This window comes from Vibrio sp. 1CM2L (assembly GCF_023161695.1).
GTDB classification, from domain to species: domain Bacteria; phylum Pseudomonadota; class Gammaproteobacteria; order Enterobacterales; family Vibrionaceae; genus Vibrio; species Vibrio coralliirubri.
This window is the reverse complement of sequence record NZ_JALNTT010000004.1, coordinates 24,157-44,651: the sequence shown is the minus strand read 5'-3', so window position 1 is coordinate 44,651 and position 20,495 is coordinate 24,157. Positions and strand designations below refer to the sequence as shown.

The window sequence follows — 20,495 nt, the reverse complement described above, 5'->3', positions numbered from 1 at the left end:
GGTTTTTATGACAGCGAAATATGGCGCTAAACGTCGATTAGCGATTTTGGGTACAGCAATGATGGCCGCGTCCAGCGCCACTTTTGCGGCAGAAAAGCCAAATATATTGGTCATTTGGGGGGACGATATTGGTCAATCCAATGTGAGTGCATACACCTTCGGTCTCATGGGTTACAAAACTCCGAATATTGATAGCATCGCGAAAGAAGGGATGATGTTTACCGATTACTACGCAGAGCAATCTTGTACTGCGGGTCGATCTACCTTTATTACGGGACAAAGTGTATTACGAACGGGTTTGAGTAAAGTAGGCTTGCCGGGCGCAGACATTGGCTTACAAGCAGAAGACGCGACAATCGCAGAAATGCTGAAACCTATGGGTTACATGACAGGTCAATTTGGTAAAAACCACCTTGGCGATAAAGATGAATTCCTTCCAACAGCACACGGGTTTGACGAATTTTTTGGCAACCTTTACCACCTAAATGCTGAAGAAGAACCAGAAAATGAAGATTACCCAACTGACCCAGAGTTTCGTAAGAAATTTGGCCCTCGTGGCGTTATCAAATCATTTGCTGATGGCAAGATTGAAGATACTGGTCCACTAACGCGTAAGCGTATGGAAACGGTCGATGAAGAAACACTAGACGCGGCACTTGATTTTATGGATCGCGCAGTGAAAGCGGAAAAACCATTCTTCGTGTGGTGGAACGCAACACGTATGCACTTTAGAACGCACGTGAAAGCCGACAGTAAAGGTGTAACCGGTGTTGGTAACTACGCTGATGGTATGGTTGAGCACGATCGACACGTTGGGCAACTATTGAAGCAAGTGGATGAGTTGGGAATCAAAGACAACACGATTGTTTTCTATTCAACGGATAACGGCCCTCACATGAACTCGTGGCCTGATGCGGGTACAACCCCGTTCCGTGGTGAGAAAAACACCAACTGGGAAGGCGCATACCGTGTACCAGCCATGGTTCGTTGGCCTGGTAAGATTGAACCAGGAACCGTATCCAACGAAATCATGCACCATATGGACTGGATGCCAACCTTCATTGCCGCTGCTGGTGATGACCAAATCAAAGAGAAACTACTCAAAGGTCATACTGCCGGTGATAAAACGTTTAAGGTTCACTTAGATGGTTACAACTTCCTGCCTTACCTAACGGGTGAAGAAGAGAAAGGCCGTCGCTCGGAGATCTTCTACTTTACCGATGATGGTGATTTAGCGGCGCTTCGTTACAACCAGTGGAAAGCGGTGTTCATGGAGCAGCGTGCAACGGGTACGATGCAAATCTGGGCTGAACCGTTCGTGACGTTACGTCTTCCTAAGCTGTTTAACCTGCGTATGGACCCATACGAAAACGCAGACATTACATCGAACACATACTACGATTGGTTGTTAGACCATGCTTATATGTTCGTTCCAGCACAAGCGTATGTCGGCAAGTTCCTAGAAACCTTTGCTGAATATCCGCCACGCCAAAAAGCCGCGAGCTTTAGCTTGGATCAGGTAATGGAAAAACTTCAGGAATCTCATAACAAGTAAGTGATTGTTTGAGTGAAACTGAACAGACGAAAAGAGCTCTTAGGAGCTCTTTTTTTATGCGCATACCGATGAGTAAATCTCGGTCGTGAATATGAGTCACAACAATCGAGCTCACTGCCACTAAATAATTGTAAATTCGTTGTTTTTACGTCTACCTTATTAAGCATAAGGATGTATAAAAACAAGGAATGTTATGTCTGCATGGTTGTGCTTACTGGTAAACGGATTGAAACGCCAGCGAGTCGCAGTATTATCCGCAATCTTGTCTCCACTGATGTTGTCGCTGTTCAGTTTGAACGCTTATGCCAACGAGCAAGATCCTAATATCAACTCTGATATTTCAAAGACCAGTTCTGTAGCTTCACACGTTAGCTCTGACGCTTTACCTATCGGCTCTAAAGCCACGTATGTCGGTTCGGAAGCGTGTATTGATTGTCATAGTGAAGAAGTCGAAGCGTGGGAGGGCTCTCATCATGATATGGCGATGAAGCACGCTACAGACGAATCTGTATTAGGCGATTTCAACGATCAAACAGTCACTCATGACGGTAAACCCAACCGATTTTTTCGCAAGGGCGAAGAGTTCTGGGTCAATATCGAAGGGCCAGACGGCCAGTTTAAAGATTACAAAATCAGCTATACCTTTGCCTTTGAACCACTACAACAATACATGGTTGAATTTGAAGACGGCCGTGTACAGTTGATTCCTTTCGCTTGGGACTCTCGAACTGAGGGCGAAGGCGGCCAACGCTGGTTTCACCTCTATCCTGATACCACCAATACCGATGAATTCTACTGGACCAATAGCGGTCAAAACTGGAACTTCATGTGTGCCGATTGCCATTCAACGAATCTAGAAAAAAACTACGACAGCGCGAGTAATGCCTACAACACCACATGGTCGGAGATTAATGTCGGTTGTGAAGCGTGTCATGGCCCTGCGAGTGAGCACGTTGAGCAGGCCAAGCTAGCCAAAGCTAACGGCGGAAAGGATGTTCAAGTCTCGGCGCATTATGGTTTTGATCGCGACTTGTCGAAGTCGGTCAAAGAGTGGATCTATCAAGAGGGTAATTCAACCCTGCAACCAAAAGACATCATCCATACCAACCAAGTTCAAACCTGTGCTCAATGCCACAGCCGACGTACTCAGTTGAATGAAACAGGTGACCACGTGAACGGGTCATTCTTTGATAAGTATCGCCTGAGCTTAATTACTCCTGAGCTTTACCACAACGATGGTCAAATCTACGATGAAGATTATGTTTACGGATCTTTCCTTCAATCCGTGATGGCTGAAAAAGGCGTCACATGTACTAACTGCCACGATCCCCATACCGCTGAACTAAAAATTGCGGAAGAAGCCGTGTGTAGCCAATGTCACATTGCATCAGAATACACGCCTGAAAAGCACACATTCCATGAAGCGAATACTGAAGCTTCACAATGCACGACTTGTCACATGCCAGAGACGACTTACATGGAGGTCGACCCAAGGCGTGACCACAGTTGGCATATCCCGCGTCCTGATATTAGCCAACACATTAAAACGCCGAACGTGTGTACTAGCTGTCATGAAGACCAAACCGACCAGTGGGCAGATAAACAAATCGGCGAATGGTTCCCAGATTCTAAGTACCGTAATCAGCAGCACTTTGCCGTTGCCTTTTATGCAGACTCAATAGGACATCGAGGGGCAGAGGATGCTTTGGCGTATTCGGCTCAGGATTCCAGCTTAAGCAATATCATTCGAGCATCGAGCTTAGAACGTTTGGGCGGTAATACGGGCAAGAACACGCTTATCTCGCTGGCAAGAGCGGTGAAACATGATGACGAAATGATCCGTTTGGGTGTGGTGCAAGGCTCGTCTGGTTTCCCATTTACTGATCGTTGGCAGATTCTAGAGCCGCTACTGAAAGATCCTGTATTGTCGATTCGTTCAGAAACCGCAGGCGCATTAGTGCGTTACTGGGGAGAAATGAACCCTTTGCAGAAAGACCAAATCAAACCTGCACTGGAAGAGTACATTGAGATACAGCAATTTAATGCCGACAGAGGGTTTGGACGCACTAACCTAGGAAATGTTTACCGAGATTTAGGTCAGCACGATAAAGCAATCGAATTCTATTTAGGTGCTATCGAGATTGAGCCTTACTTCGAAAACAGCTACGCCAACTTGGCGGATTTGTATCGAGCGCAAGGTAACGAAGCAAAAGCGTTGTCGACTTTGAAGCAAGGTATTGAAGCTCAGCCTAAATCGAGTGTTTTACCATACAGCACAGGACTGTCTCTGCTTCGTGTAAAAGATTACGAACAAGCAACAGACTACCTTAAACAAGCCGCTGAAACTGCGCAAACCGACCCACAATATTGGTATGTGTACGGATTGGCTTTGGAAAAATCAGATGTGCTTGCAGCTAGTAAATCACTGCACAAGGCTTACCAATTTAGCCGCAACCCACAGCACCTGTATGCCCAGTGTGAAGTGTTGGCGCGAAACAGCCATATACCGGGCGTACCAAAGGCGTTTGAGCAATGTATTTCATCATTGAGCAAAGTGGCACCGCCGGAAGCCATTAACCAATTGAAAGCTAGGTTTAAATAAAGCGATGAGGTGAGCTTGGCTATCGAGCTTGCTGCTTATTCCGCTTGTAACCAATTATCGCGTTTATAACTAATAGTTATGGGGCTTGTGAGTAGGATGTACGCAGCCAGATTGAATTAAGGGAAGACCTATGAACCATGCGCAACAAGCAATAAACCAACTGATTGAACAAACAGAGAAAAGTGTTATCGGTCAGAGCCACGTCGTTCGGGCTCTGGTGATAGGGTTATTGACTAATGGCCATGTGCTTTTAGAGGGACTTCCCGGTACAGCGAAAACTCGCTCAGTAAAATCGCTGGCGAATCTACTGAACACCAGTTTTGGTCGAATTCAATTTACGCCAGACCTGCTGCCATCTGATGTGACGGGCACAGAGGTGTATCAAGAGCTTGATGGAAAGCCTCAGTTGCATTTCCAACCGGGTCCTATTTTCAACAGCATTGTATTAGCCGATGAAGTGAACCGTGCGCCTGCAAAAGTACAGGCTGCTCTGCTTGAAGCGATGGCGGAAGGGACGATTACTGTGGGTGGTCACACTCATATTCTGCCAGATCTGTTCATGGTATTAGCTACGCAAAACCCAGTTGAGCAAGAAGGTACGTATCCACTCCCTGAAGCTCAAATGGACCGTTTCATCATGAAAGTGACGGTCGACTATCCAGAAGATGAAGCTGAACGCGACATCATTCGACTTGTGCGCAGTGAGGAACTCGGTAGCGAAACCAGTTCAGAATTAGTCACGCCACAACATATTGAACCTGAGTTGGTACTTGAAGCTCGTCGCCAACTTCCAGACATTGCCGTTTCCGATTTGGTTGAGAACTACATTGTGGCCTTGGTGATGGCGACTCGTAAGCCAGAGCGTTACCCAGAATCAAACTTGTCTAAATGGATAGAAATTGGTTCAAGCCCGCGTGCTTCTATCGCATTAGATAAATGTGCTCGCGCTTATGCATGGCTGCAAGGACGTGACCATGTCACGTTAGATGATGTGCGTGCCATGTTGCCAACCGTGTTAGGTCACCGATTCTCGCTGTCTTATGATGCATTGGCCGATGGTGTTGACCATCAAAGAGTGGTTGAAGAACTGCTCGATAATATCGAGATTGGATAACTAGGGGGCGTCATGGCGAAGCCAACACAAGCTCCCAGATCGCAAGGCCTTGATCCACGACTGTATTGTGATTACTCAAGGTTAGTGCGAATTCAGGCTCAAGCTGAGTCGTTTTCGCTACTGCCTCATCTAAAGGCGGGCAGCGTGCTGTCGGGTAGACACAACTCATTGTTCCGAGGTCGAGGTTTGAATTTCGAGGAGCTACGTCACTATCAACTTGGTGATGACATTCGTAACCTTGATTGGAAAGTCACGATGCGAACAGGTAAACCTCATGTTCGTAGTTATACCGAAGAGAAAGACCGTAATGTGATGATCTGTGTTGATCAGCGCAGCTCGATGTTCTTTGCGTCTCAAAATACCATGAAATCCGTTGTGGCCGCTGAAGTCGCAGCATTGTGTGGATGGCGAGTGCTGAAAGATGGTGACCGTGTCGGCTTCGTTTTAGCCTCACATCAAAAGCTCTTTCATACCAAAGCGCAGCGTTCTCAATCGGACTTATTGGCTCAGCTAAAACATCTTACCAAAGCCAATCAAAGCTTAGGTGTCAGTGTGAGCGACAGCGAAGGTGTTGGTTTTAGCCAATGGATTGAACTGATCAAACGAATGAGATTAAAGCAGTCGACCTTAATCTTTATTAGTGATTGGCGAGATTGCCAAGAGCAACATCTTGACCGACTAAAACAACTGCAACAACACAACGATATCTTAGCCATTATGGTCACCGATCCATTAGAACAATCTTTGCCTCAAGATTTGGCAAGCGCAAACTGGGTAGTGGGTGATGGTCGCTTTCAACTTAATCTGGATAGCCAATCTAAGGTTAACCTCGCAAGTGAAAGCCTTGCTCAAAAAGCAGCACTCCAGAAGCAGTCGCTTGCTAAATTGATGGCGATGAAAAACCTTCCTTATATCGAATTAGACACGTCAGGCAATCACATATCTCAGCTTCAAAAGCTGGTGGGAGGGCGCTAGATGGCTGTAGAACATACCCCTCCAAGTACTTATATTCTTCGCGATCTGCACGATGTCGCCATTCCCGAGAGTGTGAGCTGGATGCCGCAAACCATTGGTTGGAAGATCCTCGGCGTTATTCTGTTATTGGTCGCTATCTATCTGGCCTATCGTTTGGCGCAGAGATGGTGGAATAACCGTTATCGTAAAGAAGCGCTTCAAGAGCTCATGGTATTGGATGCAAGAGACAAAAACTCAACAGAACGAACCTTTAAAGTCCTCAAAGTGGTGCTTCGCTACCTAGACAGCAGCAATGCTAAGTTGTTTGGCCAAGCTTATGTAAACCGTTTGAATGCCTATCTGCCTGTTAACGCTAACGCGAGTGAAAAGAGCAATGCGTTCTTTGCTGATGAAGTCTCGGAATTATGGATGCAGAGCTTAATTGACCCTAATGTGCGTTTGAGCTTTGAACAGCGTTTAGAGGTGATTCAAACTGCGATGATGTGGTTAAAGCTTCATAAACCCGATGTACAAACAAAACCGAATGTACAGGTAATGGCTGAGGGGCAAGACAATGTTTGATGTTTTATCTGCCAGCTTTGAATTTGCGCATCCGCTATGGTTTATCGCGCTGCCTCTGCCGTTGTTGGTCTACTTCGCCGTGCCAGCTTATCGAACTAAGCAAATGGCGATTAAGGTGCCATTTTTTCGAGAATTGGTTGAAGCGATTGGAGAAGCGCCGTCAGAAGGTGCAAGCCAGCTAACACCTAGCTGGTGGCAACGAACCACGCTCATTATTACTTGGGTATTGGTCGTGTGTGCGTTAGCGAAACCAACCATTCTTGGTGAGCCACAAATTCGCGAACAATTGGGTCGGGATGTGATGGTGGTGGTCGATTTGTCAGGTTCAATGGCAGAACAAGACTTCACCTCTAAACAAGGCGACAAAATCTCTCGTTTAGATGCGACCAAAGAGGTGTTAGCCGATTTTGCGAAAACTAGAAAAGGAGATCGACTCGGTTTGATCTTGTTTGGTGATGCAGCGTTTGTACAAACGCCATTTACCGCGGACCAAGATGTATGGCTTGAACTGCTTAATCAAACCGATGTCGCGATGGCAGGGCAAAGTACGCACTTAGGCGATGCAATTGGCTTGGCGATCAAGGTGTTTGAACAAAGCGAAAAGCAAAGTGCTGCCGTTCAAGATTCAAACGTCGATACCAACGAAAAAGAGAAAGTCGTGATCGTATTAACTGACGGTAATGATACGGGAAGCTTTGTTGAGCCTATCGATGCCGCAAAAGTCGCTAAGGCTAAGGGCGTTCGAATTCACGTTATTGCGATGGGAGACCCGCAAACCGTTGGAGAGGTTGCTCTGGATATGGAAACCATCAAGCGTGTGGCTCAAGAGTCTGGTGGCGAAGCCTTTGAAGCACTTAACCGCGATGAATTGACCAAAGCCTATGCTCAGATTGGTGAGCTAGAACCTCAGCTGTATGAGAGTACCACTTATCGCCCTAAACAGGGGCTGCACCACTACTTGATGGCGATTGTTGTAGTGATGTATTTGACCGCATTCAGCTTAGCAACGATACGCCGAAGATCGCTGTTCGTTTCTTCGGCTAAGAATTTGAAAGGAGAGAGTGATGCCTGATTCTCTCACGATACAACAGTTTTTTACCCAGTTTCATTTTATCCGACCATTGTGGTTGTTGGCCTTTATTCCAATGTTTTTCCTATTATGGGTTCGTTGGAGAGAAGAGACCAAACCAACGTGGAAAGACATTTTACCGGCACATTTACGTGATGCATTGACGATTGGCGAAACAGGCTGGCGCAAGCAGCTGCCGTTGAAGCTATTGGTGGTGATTGTGACTATCGCCATCATTATCTGTTCTGGTCCAACATGGCAACGTGAAGCATCGCCATTTGGTGAAGATAAAGCGTCGATGTTGGTTGTGCTCGATAATAGTGAATCTATGCTCGCTAAGGATTTGCCTCCAAGTCGCTTGGAACGATCTAAGCAGAAAATTAGAGACTTATTGGCAGCTCGCAAAGGCGGTAATACGGGCTTAGTGGTTTACGCAGGCAGCGCACACGTGGCGATGCCTGTCACTCAAGACAGCAAGGTATTCGAACCGTTTCTTGCGTCTATCACACCCGACATTATGCCGGTTTCAGGTAAATCAGCAGAAGAAGCGTTGCCGCTCATAAACCAGCAATTGTCTGGTGAGTTAGGTTCGTCAGTGTTGTTGGTATCAGATGGTGTGAATCCAAGTACGACGCGAGCTTTTGAAACCTTTTTCAACGAAAACCCATATCAGTTGCTTATTTTGGCTGCCGGAAATAGCGATGTGGTGAGCGATAACCCTGTTGACCTCGATTCATTGCGCAATTTAGCGAATAAGACAGGTGGTCGAGTGATAGAGGTGACCGTTGACGATTCGGATATTCGACAACTGAATCAAGCCGTTGAAAGAAACATGCAGCTCAACGGCGAATCTTCAATGCCTTGGAAAGACATGGGCTATGGCCTGCTTATTCCAATGGTGATCATCATGTTGTTGTGGTTCAGAAAAGGATGGTTGGTGCAGTGGTGTGTCGTTGGCCTAGTGATTTCAGGCAGTATTTATTCACCAAACACTTTAGCGAAAACAGTCAACTTAACCGCTGAGAAACCCGTCGTGGTGGAGTCGGTTACGGCTTGGGACAAAACAGCTCAATGGTGGTGGGACTTATGGTTAACGCCCGACCAGCAAGGTCAACGCCTGTTGAATCAGAAAGAATACCTTGAAGCGGCAAAACATTTTACTGACCCAATGCGAAAAGGTGCGGCTTACTACTATGCTCGTGATTTTAAGCTCGCTCACAGTGCATTCCTGCAAACCAAAACTGACCTTGGTTTATACAACGCGGCGAGCGCGTTAGCCAGACAGCGTGAATATCTTGCCGCGCGAGACCTTTTGAAATCATTAAGCGAGAAAGAGGATCTGTCACCAGAACTAAGAACGGATGTCGAAAACAATCTTGCTGTACTTAGTGGAATTGTCGAAGAGGTAAACCGAACCAGTGAAAGCCAGTCCGGAACCACAGATGGCCCTGAAGAGTCGTTAGAACTCGAAGACGATCAGCCGCGAACGGGTGATGGCGCTGAAGAAGAAACGGTCGCAGAATTGATGCTTAAGGAAACACTTAACGCGAATGAGATTTTGGGCAGCCAAGAGCTTGCCGACAAATGGTTGAAGCGAGTAGAAGCCGATCCTAAGTTCTTCTTGAAGTCCAAGTTCCAAATTCAGTTAAGAGATCCTGCACCGTCTATTGAACAGACGCCAAAACAGGAACAGGCATCAAAACAGGAGCAAACCCAATGAGTCGATATGATTTAGCTCTTGAAGCCATTCAATCAAAGAGAGTGCGATTCAGATCCCATAAGTGGTTACTGTCGATGACTCTTATATTGAGTTGGTTTTCTCCTTTTGTTGCTTCTGCTGCCGATATCTTCGATCTCCAAAAAAGTGGTGACGTTGAGCTTATCGCTTGGGTTGGTGAGAAACCCAAGTCAGGCGACAAGATAACGCCGACCAAAGTCAGCGTAAATGAGCAGGTCATTCTGAACATTGAGGTGGCGACACCGCGCTGGTTAACAGGCGGCACTCGAATTGGCAGTATCGAAATCCCTAACGTGATCGCTAAGCAGCGTAACCAACTCGCGACGAACTACACAGAAAGAGTCGGTGGCACCACATGGTCACGTCAGCGTTGGGAAGTGACGCTTTATCCGATGACTTCTGGCGAGTTTGTTATTCCAACCGTACCGGTTCGTATCCAAGTTTCTGCTCCTGATGGTTCAAACGTGGGCGGTACGCTTTACACGCAGCCGATTAAGTTTGAAGCTTCGTTGCCTTCAGGTTTACTCGATAATGAAACGCCTTGGTTTTCCGCGACAGAAGTAGATGTAGAGCAGCAATGGCAACGTTCAAGTGAACAGCTAAAAGTTGGCGATGCCATTACTCGAACTATCACGATTAAGGCAAAAGACAGCCTTTCTGTGTTGCTGCCAGACGTGCTAACCAATGAGTCCACTCAGCAGTTCCAAGCTTACCCACAGCCCAACCGTTTGGATGATACTCAAGAACGAGGTGATTATCGCTCAAGCCGAGTTGAAGAGACGGTATATGTGATTCAACAAGGTGGTGAGTTTACGCTCCCAGAGTTTTCATTTCAGTGGTGGGACAGCAAAAATCAACGCCTTGAAAGCGTGGTGATTAAAGGGGATGTGTTTGAAGCCAAACACACAGTCCAATCTTTCATCAAGGCCTACATGTCGGTGTTTATTAGTGTTGGTTTGGCTCTGTTAGTCTGTATTGCGTTGATTGTTTCCGTTAAGCGTTACTACGCAAATCGCCCAACACCGAGTTGGCTAGTATTACGTCGTTTACTCAAGCAAGGTAATTGGGCTGCATTAAGAACCTTTATCTACCGTCAATTGCGAAGCGAAACCACTCAGTTGGAACTGAATAAAGCGCAGCTAAGTAAAGAGCAACTGGGTAAAGCGAACGAACAAAAGCGTTGGCTAGAGGATAGCGAAGCCCTTCAACAAGGATGTGAAGATAAAATCGTATTCACTCGTTTATGGAAAGGGTTACGTAACTTGCCCAACGACAAATCAAGCCAGAGTCAATCTCGTTCAATTGCCGCTCGCTTGAAAATCCCTAAAGCCTTGCCAGACTTAAAAGATAGAACTAAGTAGCAAACTTTAGTCATTCGCATCGAACATAATCGGCAGGTTCTCTACTATGGGGAACCTGCTTCTTTAATATGGAACTGTATGAAAAGTACCGAACTAAATCTAATTCCTATATTTGTTGCTATCTATGAAGAGCAGAACTTATCTAGGGCTGCTAATCGCATGGATATAAGCCAACCAGCAGTGAGTAAAGCACTTGCAAGGTTGAGAGATATCTATGATGAGCCACTGTTTCACCGCACCACATCAGGCGTAGAGCCAACCACATTTGCTATTGATATCTATCCTGCAATGGCTGCCGCACTTAAAAACTTTACTTCTACCTTGTCCGCATCAAGAGACTTCGATCCTAAAACATCTGGCCGTGTGTTTTCCATTGCCTGCGTCTCGGCAGCGAGCTACGAAATGATGCCAAAAGTCATGCAGTTAATCAGCCAAGTCGCGCCAGGTATCGCGTTAGAGGTTCACCCGCTGTTTACCGAAGACTATGAGTCCGATTTAAGGCTTCAAAGACATGACGTGATTGTTGATATGACGCCTAAAGGAAGAACCATGCTTAAGCATGAGGTGATTTCTACAGAAGAGCTAGTCGTGGTGTGTAGTAGTGATCACCCTACGGTTGGCGATACGATCGATATGGAACAGTTCTTAGCACTCGAGCATGTGGTGGTCTCTAGGTGGCATGCGCGCAAAAGCTTATTGAGCTCTGAGCACTACAGTGATCTTGAGAAACGTAGAATCGTGTATCGTGCAGCGGGCGTTGTAGAGATGCTGCCTGTTATCGAAGGCTCTGAGTACATCGGTGTAATGCCTATTTCATCGGTGCGTTGTTTTGCTGAAAAGTACTCGGTTAAAACACTGCCATTACCCTTCGAGTTGGAAGATCTTGATATGTGTATGATTTGGCATCCAAGCCGTACTAATGAACCAAGCCATAAGTGGTTACGAGCTAAGATCAAAGCGGCAGCAAAAGAGTTATCAAGTTAGCCTATACAAGGACATAGCCATGGAAAGCATTCGCGCGATTTTAAACGGAAAGAAAGCCAATATCCCGGAATTAAGGCAAGCCATCTTTGCGGTGAGGGACAATGATATTGACCTGCAAGTTAGAGTGACTTGGGAATCGTCGGATATGTTCCGTTTGGTAAGCGAGGCAATATGCGATGGTGTTAAGCGCCTGATTGTGGCGGGTGGCGATGGAACGGTGAATGAAGCCGTTAACGCGCTCAACCAGTTCCGTGTCAGTGAGAGACCACAATTGGCGATTATCCCGATGGGCACTGCGAATGATTTTGCTACCGCAACGGGAATACCTAATGATATTCAGGGGGCCTTTGAGTTAGCGCTGGAAGGCAAGGCGTTTGCGGTTGATAGCGTGCGTGCGAATGACCGCTACTTTATGAATGTCGCTGCGGCGGGTTTTGGTGCTGAAGTCACAGCTGAAACGCCAGTCGAGCTTAAAGATTTTCTTGGTGGTGGCGCGTATACGTTAACAGGTGTGGTGAAAGCACTCGGCTTTAAGCCTTACAGTGGCACGTTGACCATAGACAAAGGTAGCTTTACTGGGGAGATCCTGGTTGGTGCTTTTTGTAATGGTCGCTTAGCGGGTGGAGGACAAGAGTTAGCACCCAAAGCATTGATTGATGACGGCTTGATGGATCTTACTTTGGTCAAAACCTTTGTGGCTTCTGATTTGCCAAAAGTCATCGAAGAGCTCAAACATCCGGCGGACAATGGCAAGTACATTGTCCATACTCAAGCTCGTTGGTTAGAGATCGATTTTCCTCAGTCACTGCCCATTAACCTTGATGGTGAACCTTATCGTTCCAACCAAATACGTTTTGAAGTCATGCCATCCAGCATTTGTTTGGTGTTGCCAGAAAACAGTCCTTGTTTGGTAAAAAACCGGTAAACCACTTCGGTTGGGCAAACGGAGTGATCGACCGATAGGGTCATTCACTCCGCTAAGATTTGTTATGCCTCTTTTTGCGTTTGCTCTGAATTAAGCAAGAAGTAAGATAACCAGTCATCAATTGGCAGAGGACGCGCAAAGAAATAGCCTTGAGCGTATTTACAACCGATCTGGCGCAGTGTCTTCACATGGCTCTGGGTTTCAAGGCCTTCTGCAATCACTGAAAAGTCGAGTATTTGTGCGAGCTTGAGAACCGCGCAAGTAATCTCATAATCTACTTTTGACGAGTTAATATCTTCAATAAAGCTTCGATCTAATTTTACGCAATCGGCGGAAAGATTCTTCAACACCGACAACGAAGAATAACCCGTTCCAAAATCATCGATAGCGATCTTGTAACCTTTAGAATGAAGTACCTCAATGGTTCTCGAACAGGTTTCAAAATCACGCATCATGTCTCTTTCGGTAATCTCAAGCAGCAATTGATGAGGTTGGCAATCCGTTTCATCCAATATCACTTGTAGCTGCTCGGCGAGGTCTGTCATATAGAACATTCTCGCTGAGAAATTGATTGAGAAAATCACGCCTTGTAGGTCTATTCCCGTTCGTTGCCATTCAGTGATCAAGTTTGCCACTTTCTTAAACACCCATTTATCTATGTCGATAATGAGGTCACTTTTCTCCGCAACCTCAAGGAAATCAATCGGTGGCAGTAAGCCCAATTTAGGATGTCGCCAACGAATAAGTGCTTCGGCGCCAATAATGCCCTGTGAGTCTAAGTCGACCTTAGGTTGGAAGAACACTTCAAGCTCGTCGTTAGCAATCGCTTGATGAAGTCCGATGTTGGTTTCGATTAAGTCGTTCACTTCATGGGTCATTTTATCCGCGTAGACTCTGTATTGATCTCTACCATTACGTTTGGCGTGATACATGGCGGTATCCGCGTTGCGAATTAAGGTTTCACGATCCAAACCATGAGTAGGGTACTCACAAACACCAATACTCGCGGAGACGAAGATAGAATTATCATCGATGTAATACGGCTTTCTTAATGCTTGGTTCAAGCGATCGGCGATCGGTTCACCTTCTTCTAAGCCAATGTTGGAATAAACAACCAAGAACTCGTCGCCACCCATTCGAGCAACAAAGCCTTTATCGCCGACTAGGCCACTCAAGATGTCAGAGACATTGACTAATAAGTTGTCTCCGGGCGCATGGCCTAAGGAGTCGTTAATGGTCTTAAATTCATCAATATCGAGATAAAACAATAAGAAAGAGGCGTTGCTCTCACTGGATTTTCTAATCTCTTCATCCAATTGTTTGGTGGCCAACAGTCTGTTAGCCAAATTCGTTAGTGGATCATGGTGCGCGAGGAAGTCGAAATTCTTCTTTTCTTCAGTGAGGTCGAGATAGGCCTCAGACAGCCTTAAAGCCATGTCGTTATAGGCTTTTTCTAAGTGAGACCATTCGTCACTTCTACCCAAGTTGATCGGGTTTTTGAGGCTGCCGGATTCTAAACGGTCGAAGCCATATCTAAGGGCATTGAGTGGTTTTCGAATGTGGTGTCTAACAACGTGGCTAACCAGCAACATCGATAGCACGACGGCTGAAATGCTGATAACAATCGCATTGAGCCTTGATAGGCCAATCTCTTGTTCAAGCTGGTCGGTTAGTTCTAAGGCTTGGCTTTGTACACGTGATTCGGTTTTTTCTACCATCTCCAACAAGTCACTTTGGGCAACTAGCAGTGATGCCATCACCAACCAACGCTGTTCCAGATTCGCTCGAATGCGTTTTAAAGCCGCGTTGTATCGTTTTACCGTTCGATGAATTCTTTTCTTCTCAGCAATCACCGCTGAGGTTTCGATATCAACGTTTTCTAAATGGAGTAAGAATATATCGAGCTCTTTCTCGACCTCGATAAGCAGGACTTTCTCCGTTTCTGGCGTGATACGGCTGTGAATGTCACCGACCATTTTCCCCGAAGTGAGAAACGACTCTCGTAGCATGTTGATGAGATCCAATTCATTGTTATAACGAATGAAATTGGGTTGGTCCAAGTGCCTTAGCTTGCTGTCGGCGATCGCAAATTCGAGTTGATCAAGTTGTTCGGCTAACGCAGCGTCTATTTGATTGGTCTGCTTAAGGATTCGATTCAGTGCTAGCGAACTGCCTAAGAAACGGTGGAAGTTATCGATAAAGGCATCGATCTTTTGCGAGAAACCTTCGTTGGTCGAAAGATCTCTCAGTCGTTGCAGTTGGAAATCAACATTGAACGCTTCTTCAGACAGCGTGGTTTCACTGAACAAAAAAGTCTGTTCCAGCAGCTTAACTCGAGAGGTGAGCGTAAACACGCGACGACTGATTTCAGAGTTAACAATCAAATCTGACACGTGTGTCGAGGTTTCCGTTTTGAGCGTCGACTCGACGTAATAGAGCGAGCGGATCACCATGATGACCGCAAGGCTAACAATCAATAGCGAAACCAGATTCGAAATAATGAGCCGTTGGGTGATGTTTATCTGAGGTAGTTTCATTGTGGCTTCCAAATTTTCAGATACGCTTCACGGTAGCCATTTTTAGGGTCGTAGATGCCTTTGTCTGACTGGCTGATGAGTTCTTCAACATTATCGGGCGTGACGAGATGCACAGGGGCAGAGTAGCCACTTGGAGGCATCTGGTTGAATGCTCGATTGAGCTCGTCGACAATTTGCCAACCTTGTAGATATAAGGGTTCAGGTACAGTTGCCAGTTGGAATTGACCGCTATTGATTCTTTTGTACGCGGCTTTGCTGCCGTCACCCGCTGAAATGTTTTGTGGTATTAGTCGATACTCTTCGAGGTTAGATTCCAAAGAAGGGATCGCATAATCAATGTAGAGGTCGTTGATGGCTAAGATATGCGTTATTTTTTCGCCATATTGCTCATCAAGGTTCTTCAACGTCGCAGGCATCTGTTCGGCAATTTTATCGAGCGGTAAGTAGTTCAGCTCAAGTACATCACAGGTACCGCAACGCTTGATGGTGTTGACCATCGCGTTGGCTTTGATCATCGCTATTTCATAGTTCGGGTCGGTAAACACCACGGTTTTTGCTCGCCCGTTTGAGTTCACAATCGCGAGTAGCGCGGCTACCTCTGCCACATCGAGAGGGTCGGTTGTGATGTTGGTGTATAAGCCGATTTCAGGGTTGCCACCGACCAGTTCAGTCGCGTGCCAGCCAATAACAACGATTCCGCGATCTTCCGCTTGTTTCAAAATGGTTTTGTGTCGAACAGCATCAATGCCACCAAGAACAATGGCATCGGGTTCAAAGCCAATCGCTTTTCGGATAGCTGCACCTTGGCGTACTTCTGAGCCTAAGCCATCAATGAACCTCAGATGCCAATTGATATTTGAAATGGCCTCAGAGATGCCTTTACCCACCCCGTAAACGCCACCATTACGTAAATCAGACGCGACAAAAATAACGTTTTTTTCATGACGCACCGCAGGGCCTTGCATTGGGCCATCCCAAGTTCTCTGGTTAGAAACCGCTCGCATCACTTTTTCTTCAGCATACTGGAAGAAATCGTCTTCATGATTACCCGCAAAACTCTGAGAGTAGCAAGTAGTAGCGAGCAACAAACTCGCAAAATTTAATCTCTTATTCATATGGCTTATAAAACGCTTTAACTTATAATCGCTCTATATTTATAATATTGTTAATAAACATTCAAACATTTGGTAACAGTTATGCCGGGTCAACTTTATAAAAATATTTTACCAACCCTACTGACAGCGTGTTTTTGCCTCCCTTTGTACGTCAATGCTGACGGGGTAAGGTCGGAGGCTGATGTAAAGAAACTTGAAAAATTTCAAGAGACTGTAAGTGGCGAGCCAATTTCATTAGCTCCGATGTCGGTAGAAAAACCGGTAAGAATTGCGCTGATTTATCCAAGTGCAGATATTTCTGACTTTTGGACAAGAAATTACACCGCATTGAAGCAAAGGCTCATCGCTTTGGAGCTGCCTTTTGAGATCAGTGAGTTTACCTCAAGGCAAATTGAGCACTCATTACAAACCCAATACACGGAGCAAGTCCTGAATTCTGAGACGCCTTATGACTTCGTCATTTTTGGTCCTTCTGAATTGGGTATCCAAGCCAGTAATATCCAAAAACTGTCCGCTTCAAAAGATTTCAAAACCTTTATTTGGGCGTTTCACACGCCTAATGAGCAATGGAAACATCAACCAGACAGTTGGTTTGATTTCTCAAGCGCGATGGGGGCTGAGGTGCTTTGTGACCATGTGGTGAAAGAACTCGGAAATGAAGTCGAGTTTTCAGCTAATCGAGGAATCCCGGGAATAACAGATACTCAACGTTCACAAGGTTTCATTGATTGTGTTGAAGAAAAAGGCGATTGGTTAACAGTGTATGAACACTTCGGGCAATACCAGAAGATAGGTGGCGCCGATGGGATTCGTTTGGTACTCGGTAACTTCCCCGAAGTGACCATGGTTCACAATGCTAATACTGCGATGACCATGGGAGCGGTGGATGCTTTAAACAAGGCTGACATGTTGTCTGAAATCTATGTGACGGGTTGGGGGGGTACTGCGAAAGAGATAGAAAAGATTCGTTCCGATGAATTAGACGCGACGCCTATGCGAATGAGTGATGACCTTGGTGTGGCAACGGCCGAAGCGATTAAGTTTCACTTGGAAGAGCGAGAGGCAGAAGTCCCGTTGGTTTACTTAGGTCGTATCACCGTTGTGCACAACAAGATGAATGACGACCAATTAAATCAGCTAACCAGAGAAGCGTTTCGTTACTCGGGCAAGAATTAGGTTCGATTCAATCTATCCGTTATCAATCAAAAAGAGCCGCTTATCTGTTTTGACCTAGTAAGTCAGAATTAGATAAACGGCTCTTGTATTAAGTGGGTGCTGGATTCGAAATCTGGCTCACGAAACCTTAGAGATTGAGTCTACTCAGTGATCTCTTGTAACACCTCTCCAATAGACCCACTTGGTTGGGTAATACCCAGTTTGTTCGAAAGCGTTGGTGCAATATCATATGGCGTCACTGCTCGCGATACCTTCTTAGCTTCAACATCGTAACCTGCAAAGATCACAGGCACATGTGTGTCGTACTTCCACGGAGAACCATGTGTAGACGCAATTTGAAGGCCTTCCATGTCGTTAATGTAGCTGCGCGGTGCAAATACCACGTATACATCGCCAGAACGAGCAGGGTGGTAGTTGTTTTTAATTAGCTGCATCACATGCGTGTCCGGTACTTGGTTAGCCGCAATGTCACTGCTTGATACAGCAAACGCAACACCTTTCACTTTTGCAATTTCATCCGCAATAGCTTCTTGGACCTTAGCCAGATCAAGCTTCTTCTCAGCGATCAGATCATGATTCAGATAGATGTAAGGTTGTGCGTACAAGCGAATCGCGTCTTTGGTTAAACCAAATTCATCCTTCAATCGTTTCTCAACACCACTCGAGAGTAATGTGTCTTTATTGAAGTATTGAGCTTGATTGAAACCAAGCGCATTTGCCGCAGGTGAAGATTCAGGTACACCGTGGTCGGCAGACAGCACAATCAATGTGTTTTCTAGCCCGACTTGGTTATCAACGGTCTTGAAAAGCTTAGCGAGAGTCTTATCAAGTCGGATAAGGTTGTCTTCTGTTTCTAGGCTTTCAGGGCCGTAAAGGTGCACCACGTAGTCGTTTGAGGAAAAACTTACAGACAGATAATCGGTCACGTCACTTTGGCCAAGCTTCTCTTGCATCAGCAATGTGCTAGCGAAGTTTTCCGTGATCTCGTCACCAGCAGGGCTCACGGTTAGGGTGGTGCTGTAGTATTTGTAGCTTGCCGGGCCATAAGGATGAGGGAAGGTGCGTTGGAAATCACCGAGTTTCACTTTGTGTTCGGTATCGTGTTCTTGCAACGTGTATTTTTCACGCGGTAATGAGAGCTCCCATTTCTGTTTGGAATACTGAGCAGCAATCGCTTTCTCGTTCCAGCGCGATACCCAATCTGGATACTCGTCGTAGTAATAGTTACTGGTGACAAACTCAGATTGTGCTTTGGAGAACCAGAAGGCTTTACCGCTGTGTCCTGCTAATGAGATTGCGCCGCGGTCTTTCACAGACACACCGAACACTTTTGATTTGCCACTATTGGAAATCGTTAGCTCATCACCAAACGTGGTGGAAAGTATTGGCTCTGGAGAGCGGCCGTCGCCTTGTGCTGTCTTCTGCGTTGGGTCTATTTCTGTTGCTTTATCCACACCTGCACCAGAGGTCAGCATTTGGTAGTTACCGTCTTCTACGTTATACACCAAACGTTCTTCGCTACGGTCATACCAAACATTACCTACCATGCCATGTACGCTGGGTGGAGCGCCTGTTGCAAGCGACACATGGCCCACGATCGTTTCCGTGTTGCCATGTTGGTAGTTTGCGTTGGTGTAGTAGGTACCATCATCCATTAAGTACCGGAAACCGCCTTCACCGAAGTTGTGCTTATATCGTTCGATTAGATCTGCGCGCAGGCCATCTACCGTGATTTGAAGGACTAGATTTGGCTTTTCCTCAGCTGAAGCTGGGAGAGCGCAGAGTAACGCGAGGGTTAGTCCTGAAAGCTTGGTGTATTGCATAGAGTTTCCTTATTCACTGTTACCGCTGAGTTCTAATGTTTGGTCAGGTTTGTAACGTGTGTACAGTGCGAATCGTATTTTTAGTATTGTTGGTGACGATTAGTGAACCATAACCTTCGGCATCTTTAGTTAGTTCGCTTTGCTAGCTAGTTCACAGCTTTAGTTCGTATCCTTAACTAAACGCAGCCCCATATCTGACATAGTGATCGATTGGCTTGCAAAGTCACGACGGTAACTTTCAGATTCATTTTCGTCATAAGCAAAGCTGCCACCGCGAACCGATTTGTGCGATAAACCAACGTCGCTGTGTTTTGCGTTGTTAGGGTTGTCTGTTGGACCGAATCGGTAGAAGGTGTCATCGAAGGCATCGATAACAAACTCGCCCACGTTTCCTGTCATGTCATATAAGCCTAGTTCATTTGGTTTCTTTAGCCCGACTGGATGTGCGCTATTTTTAGAATTTGCTGAGTACCACGCAACATCATCTAAGTTATTGGAACCACTGTAAGTATAGCCTTTACTTTTGTTGCCACCTTTGGCTGCAAATTCCCATTCAGCTTCAGTAGGCAAACGGTATTCTTCGCCTGTAAGTTCGTTCAATTGCTCGACGAAGTAGTTCGCTTGTTGCCAGCTAAGGTTATTGACTGGAACTTGTGGGTTTTGGAAATAACTGAGAGATGAACCCATCACCGATTCGAACAATTCTTGAGTCACCTCAAACTTCGCAATATAGAAACTATCTACAGTTACATTACGTGCAGGACGCTCTGCTTTGGTCGCTTCTGGATCGTTCGACCCCATGGTGAATGTGCCGCCTTCAACCAACACCATCTCTTGGTCAATTTGTTGGGCGATAGGGTGTGTAGGCACGCTTGCACAGCCACTCAGAAGAATAGTCATGGTGACGCTGCTAATTGTTGCTAACTGTTTGTAATTAAGAAATTTCATCACGTGCCTCAG

At 46.0% G+C, this 20,495-nt stretch carries 15 protein-coding genes; 11 read left to right on the top strand and 4 right to left on the bottom strand.

The window, feature by feature from the left end; translation table 11 throughout:
* The first annotated feature begins 7 nt into the window (after nt 1–7).
* The 10 genes from MSG34_RS15020 (at nt 8) to yegS (ending at nt 12,884) form a co-directional block, all read left to right on the top strand.
* Nucleotides 8–1,555, top strand: coding sequence for an arylsulfatase (locus MSG34_RS15020; RefSeq protein ID WP_248338248.1), 1,548 nt, complete (start codon nt 8–10; stop codon nt 1,553–1,555).
* Nucleotides 1,556–1,748: 193 nt separating this feature from the next.
* Nucleotides 1,749–4,157 carry a tetratricopeptide repeat protein gene (locus tag MSG34_RS15015; RefSeq protein ID WP_248338246.1) on the top strand — a complete coding sequence of 803 codons (2,409 nt, stop codon included), beginning with the start codon at nt 1,749–1,751 and terminating at the stop codon, nt 4,155–4,157.
* A gap of 130 nt (nt 4,158–4,287) precedes the next feature.
* Nucleotides 4,288–5,271: a MoxR family ATPase gene (locus MSG34_RS15010; RefSeq protein ID WP_248338244.1), complete on the top strand. Its 984-nt coding sequence runs from the start codon at nt 4,288–4,290 to the stop codon at nt 5,269–5,271.
* A 12-nt stretch (nt 5,272–5,283) separates the two neighbouring features.
* A complete protein-coding gene (locus tag MSG34_RS15005; protein WP_048608531.1) occupies nt 5,284–6,246 on the top strand; it encodes a DUF58 domain-containing protein in 963 nt (320 codons plus the stop codon).
* Nucleotides 6,247–6,807 (top strand): DUF4381 domain-containing protein, encoded by a 561-nt coding sequence (locus MSG34_RS15000; protein ID WP_048608530.1) that lies wholly within the window; start codon nt 6,247–6,249, stop codon nt 6,805–6,807.
* Nucleotides 6,800–7,879, top strand: coding sequence for a VWA domain-containing protein (locus MSG34_RS14995; protein WP_248338242.1), 1,080 nt, complete (start codon nt 6,800–6,802; stop codon nt 7,877–7,879). Before MSG34_RS15000 ends, MSG34_RS14995 begins: the two co-directional genes overlap by 8 nt.
* Nucleotides 7,872–9,596 (top strand): VWA domain-containing protein, encoded by a 1,725-nt coding sequence (locus MSG34_RS14990; protein WP_248338240.1) that lies wholly within the window; start codon nt 7,872–7,874, stop codon nt 9,594–9,596. The genes MSG34_RS14995 and MSG34_RS14990 overlap by 8 nt, the downstream gene beginning before the upstream one ends.
* Nucleotides 9,593–10,975: a BatD family protein gene (locus tag MSG34_RS14985; protein ID WP_248338238.1), complete on the top strand. Its 1,383-nt coding sequence runs from the start codon at nt 9,593–9,595 to the stop codon at nt 10,973–10,975. The genes MSG34_RS14990 and MSG34_RS14985 overlap by 4 nt, the downstream gene beginning before the upstream one ends.
* Before the next feature lie 78 nt (nt 10,976–11,053).
* The gene (locus tag MSG34_RS14980) at nt 11,054–11,959 is read left to right on the top strand and encodes a LysR family transcriptional regulator (RefSeq protein ID WP_065677125.1); all 906 of its coding nucleotides are present in this window, start codon (nt 11,054–11,056) and stop codon (nt 11,957–11,959) included.
* A 19-nt stretch (nt 11,960–11,978) separates the two neighbouring features.
* Nucleotides 11,979–12,884 (top strand): lipid kinase YegS, encoded by a 906-nt coding sequence (gene yegS, locus MSG34_RS14975; protein ID WP_059018693.1) that lies wholly within the window; start codon nt 11,979–11,981, stop codon nt 12,882–12,884.
* Nucleotides 12,885–12,946: 62 nt separating this feature from the next.
* On the opposite strand, the gene MSG34_RS14970 is transcribed toward yegS, so the two are convergent.
* Nucleotides 12,947–15,421: an EAL domain-containing protein gene (locus tag MSG34_RS14970; protein WP_248338234.1), complete on the bottom strand. Its 2,475-nt coding sequence runs from the start codon at nt 15,419–15,421 to the stop codon at nt 12,947–12,949.
* On the bottom strand, nt 15,418–16,536 hold the full coding sequence (locus MSG34_RS14965) for a substrate-binding domain-containing protein (RefSeq protein WP_048608520.1): 1,119 nt from the start codon (nt 16,534–16,536) through the stop codon (nt 15,418–15,420). The genes MSG34_RS14970 and MSG34_RS14965 overlap by 4 nt, the downstream gene beginning before the upstream one ends.
* 81 nt (nt 16,537–16,617) lie before the next feature.
* Between MSG34_RS14965 and MSG34_RS14960 the strand changes: the two genes are divergently transcribed.
* The gene (locus MSG34_RS14960; RefSeq protein WP_248338232.1) at nt 16,618–17,712 is read left to right on the top strand and encodes a substrate-binding domain-containing protein; all 1,095 of its coding nucleotides are present in this window, start codon (nt 16,618–16,620) and stop codon (nt 17,710–17,712) included.
* 140 nt (nt 17,713–17,852) lie between these two features.
* On the opposite strand, the gene MSG34_RS14955 is transcribed toward MSG34_RS14960, so the two are convergent.
* Together MSG34_RS14955 and MSG34_RS14950 are read right to left on the bottom strand one after the other, a co-directional pair.
* Entirely contained in the window at nt 17,853–19,535 is a 1,683-nt protein-coding gene (locus MSG34_RS14955) for an alkaline phosphatase family protein (RefSeq protein ID WP_248338230.1), read from the bottom strand.
* A 159-nt stretch (nt 19,536–19,694) separates the two neighbouring features.
* Nucleotides 19,695–20,483, bottom strand: a complete 789-nt coding sequence (locus MSG34_RS14950; RefSeq protein WP_048608517.1) for an SUMF1/EgtB/PvdO family nonheme iron enzyme — start codon at nt 20,481–20,483, stop codon at nt 19,695–19,697.
* Nucleotides 20,484–20,495: the final 12 nt, after the last annotated feature.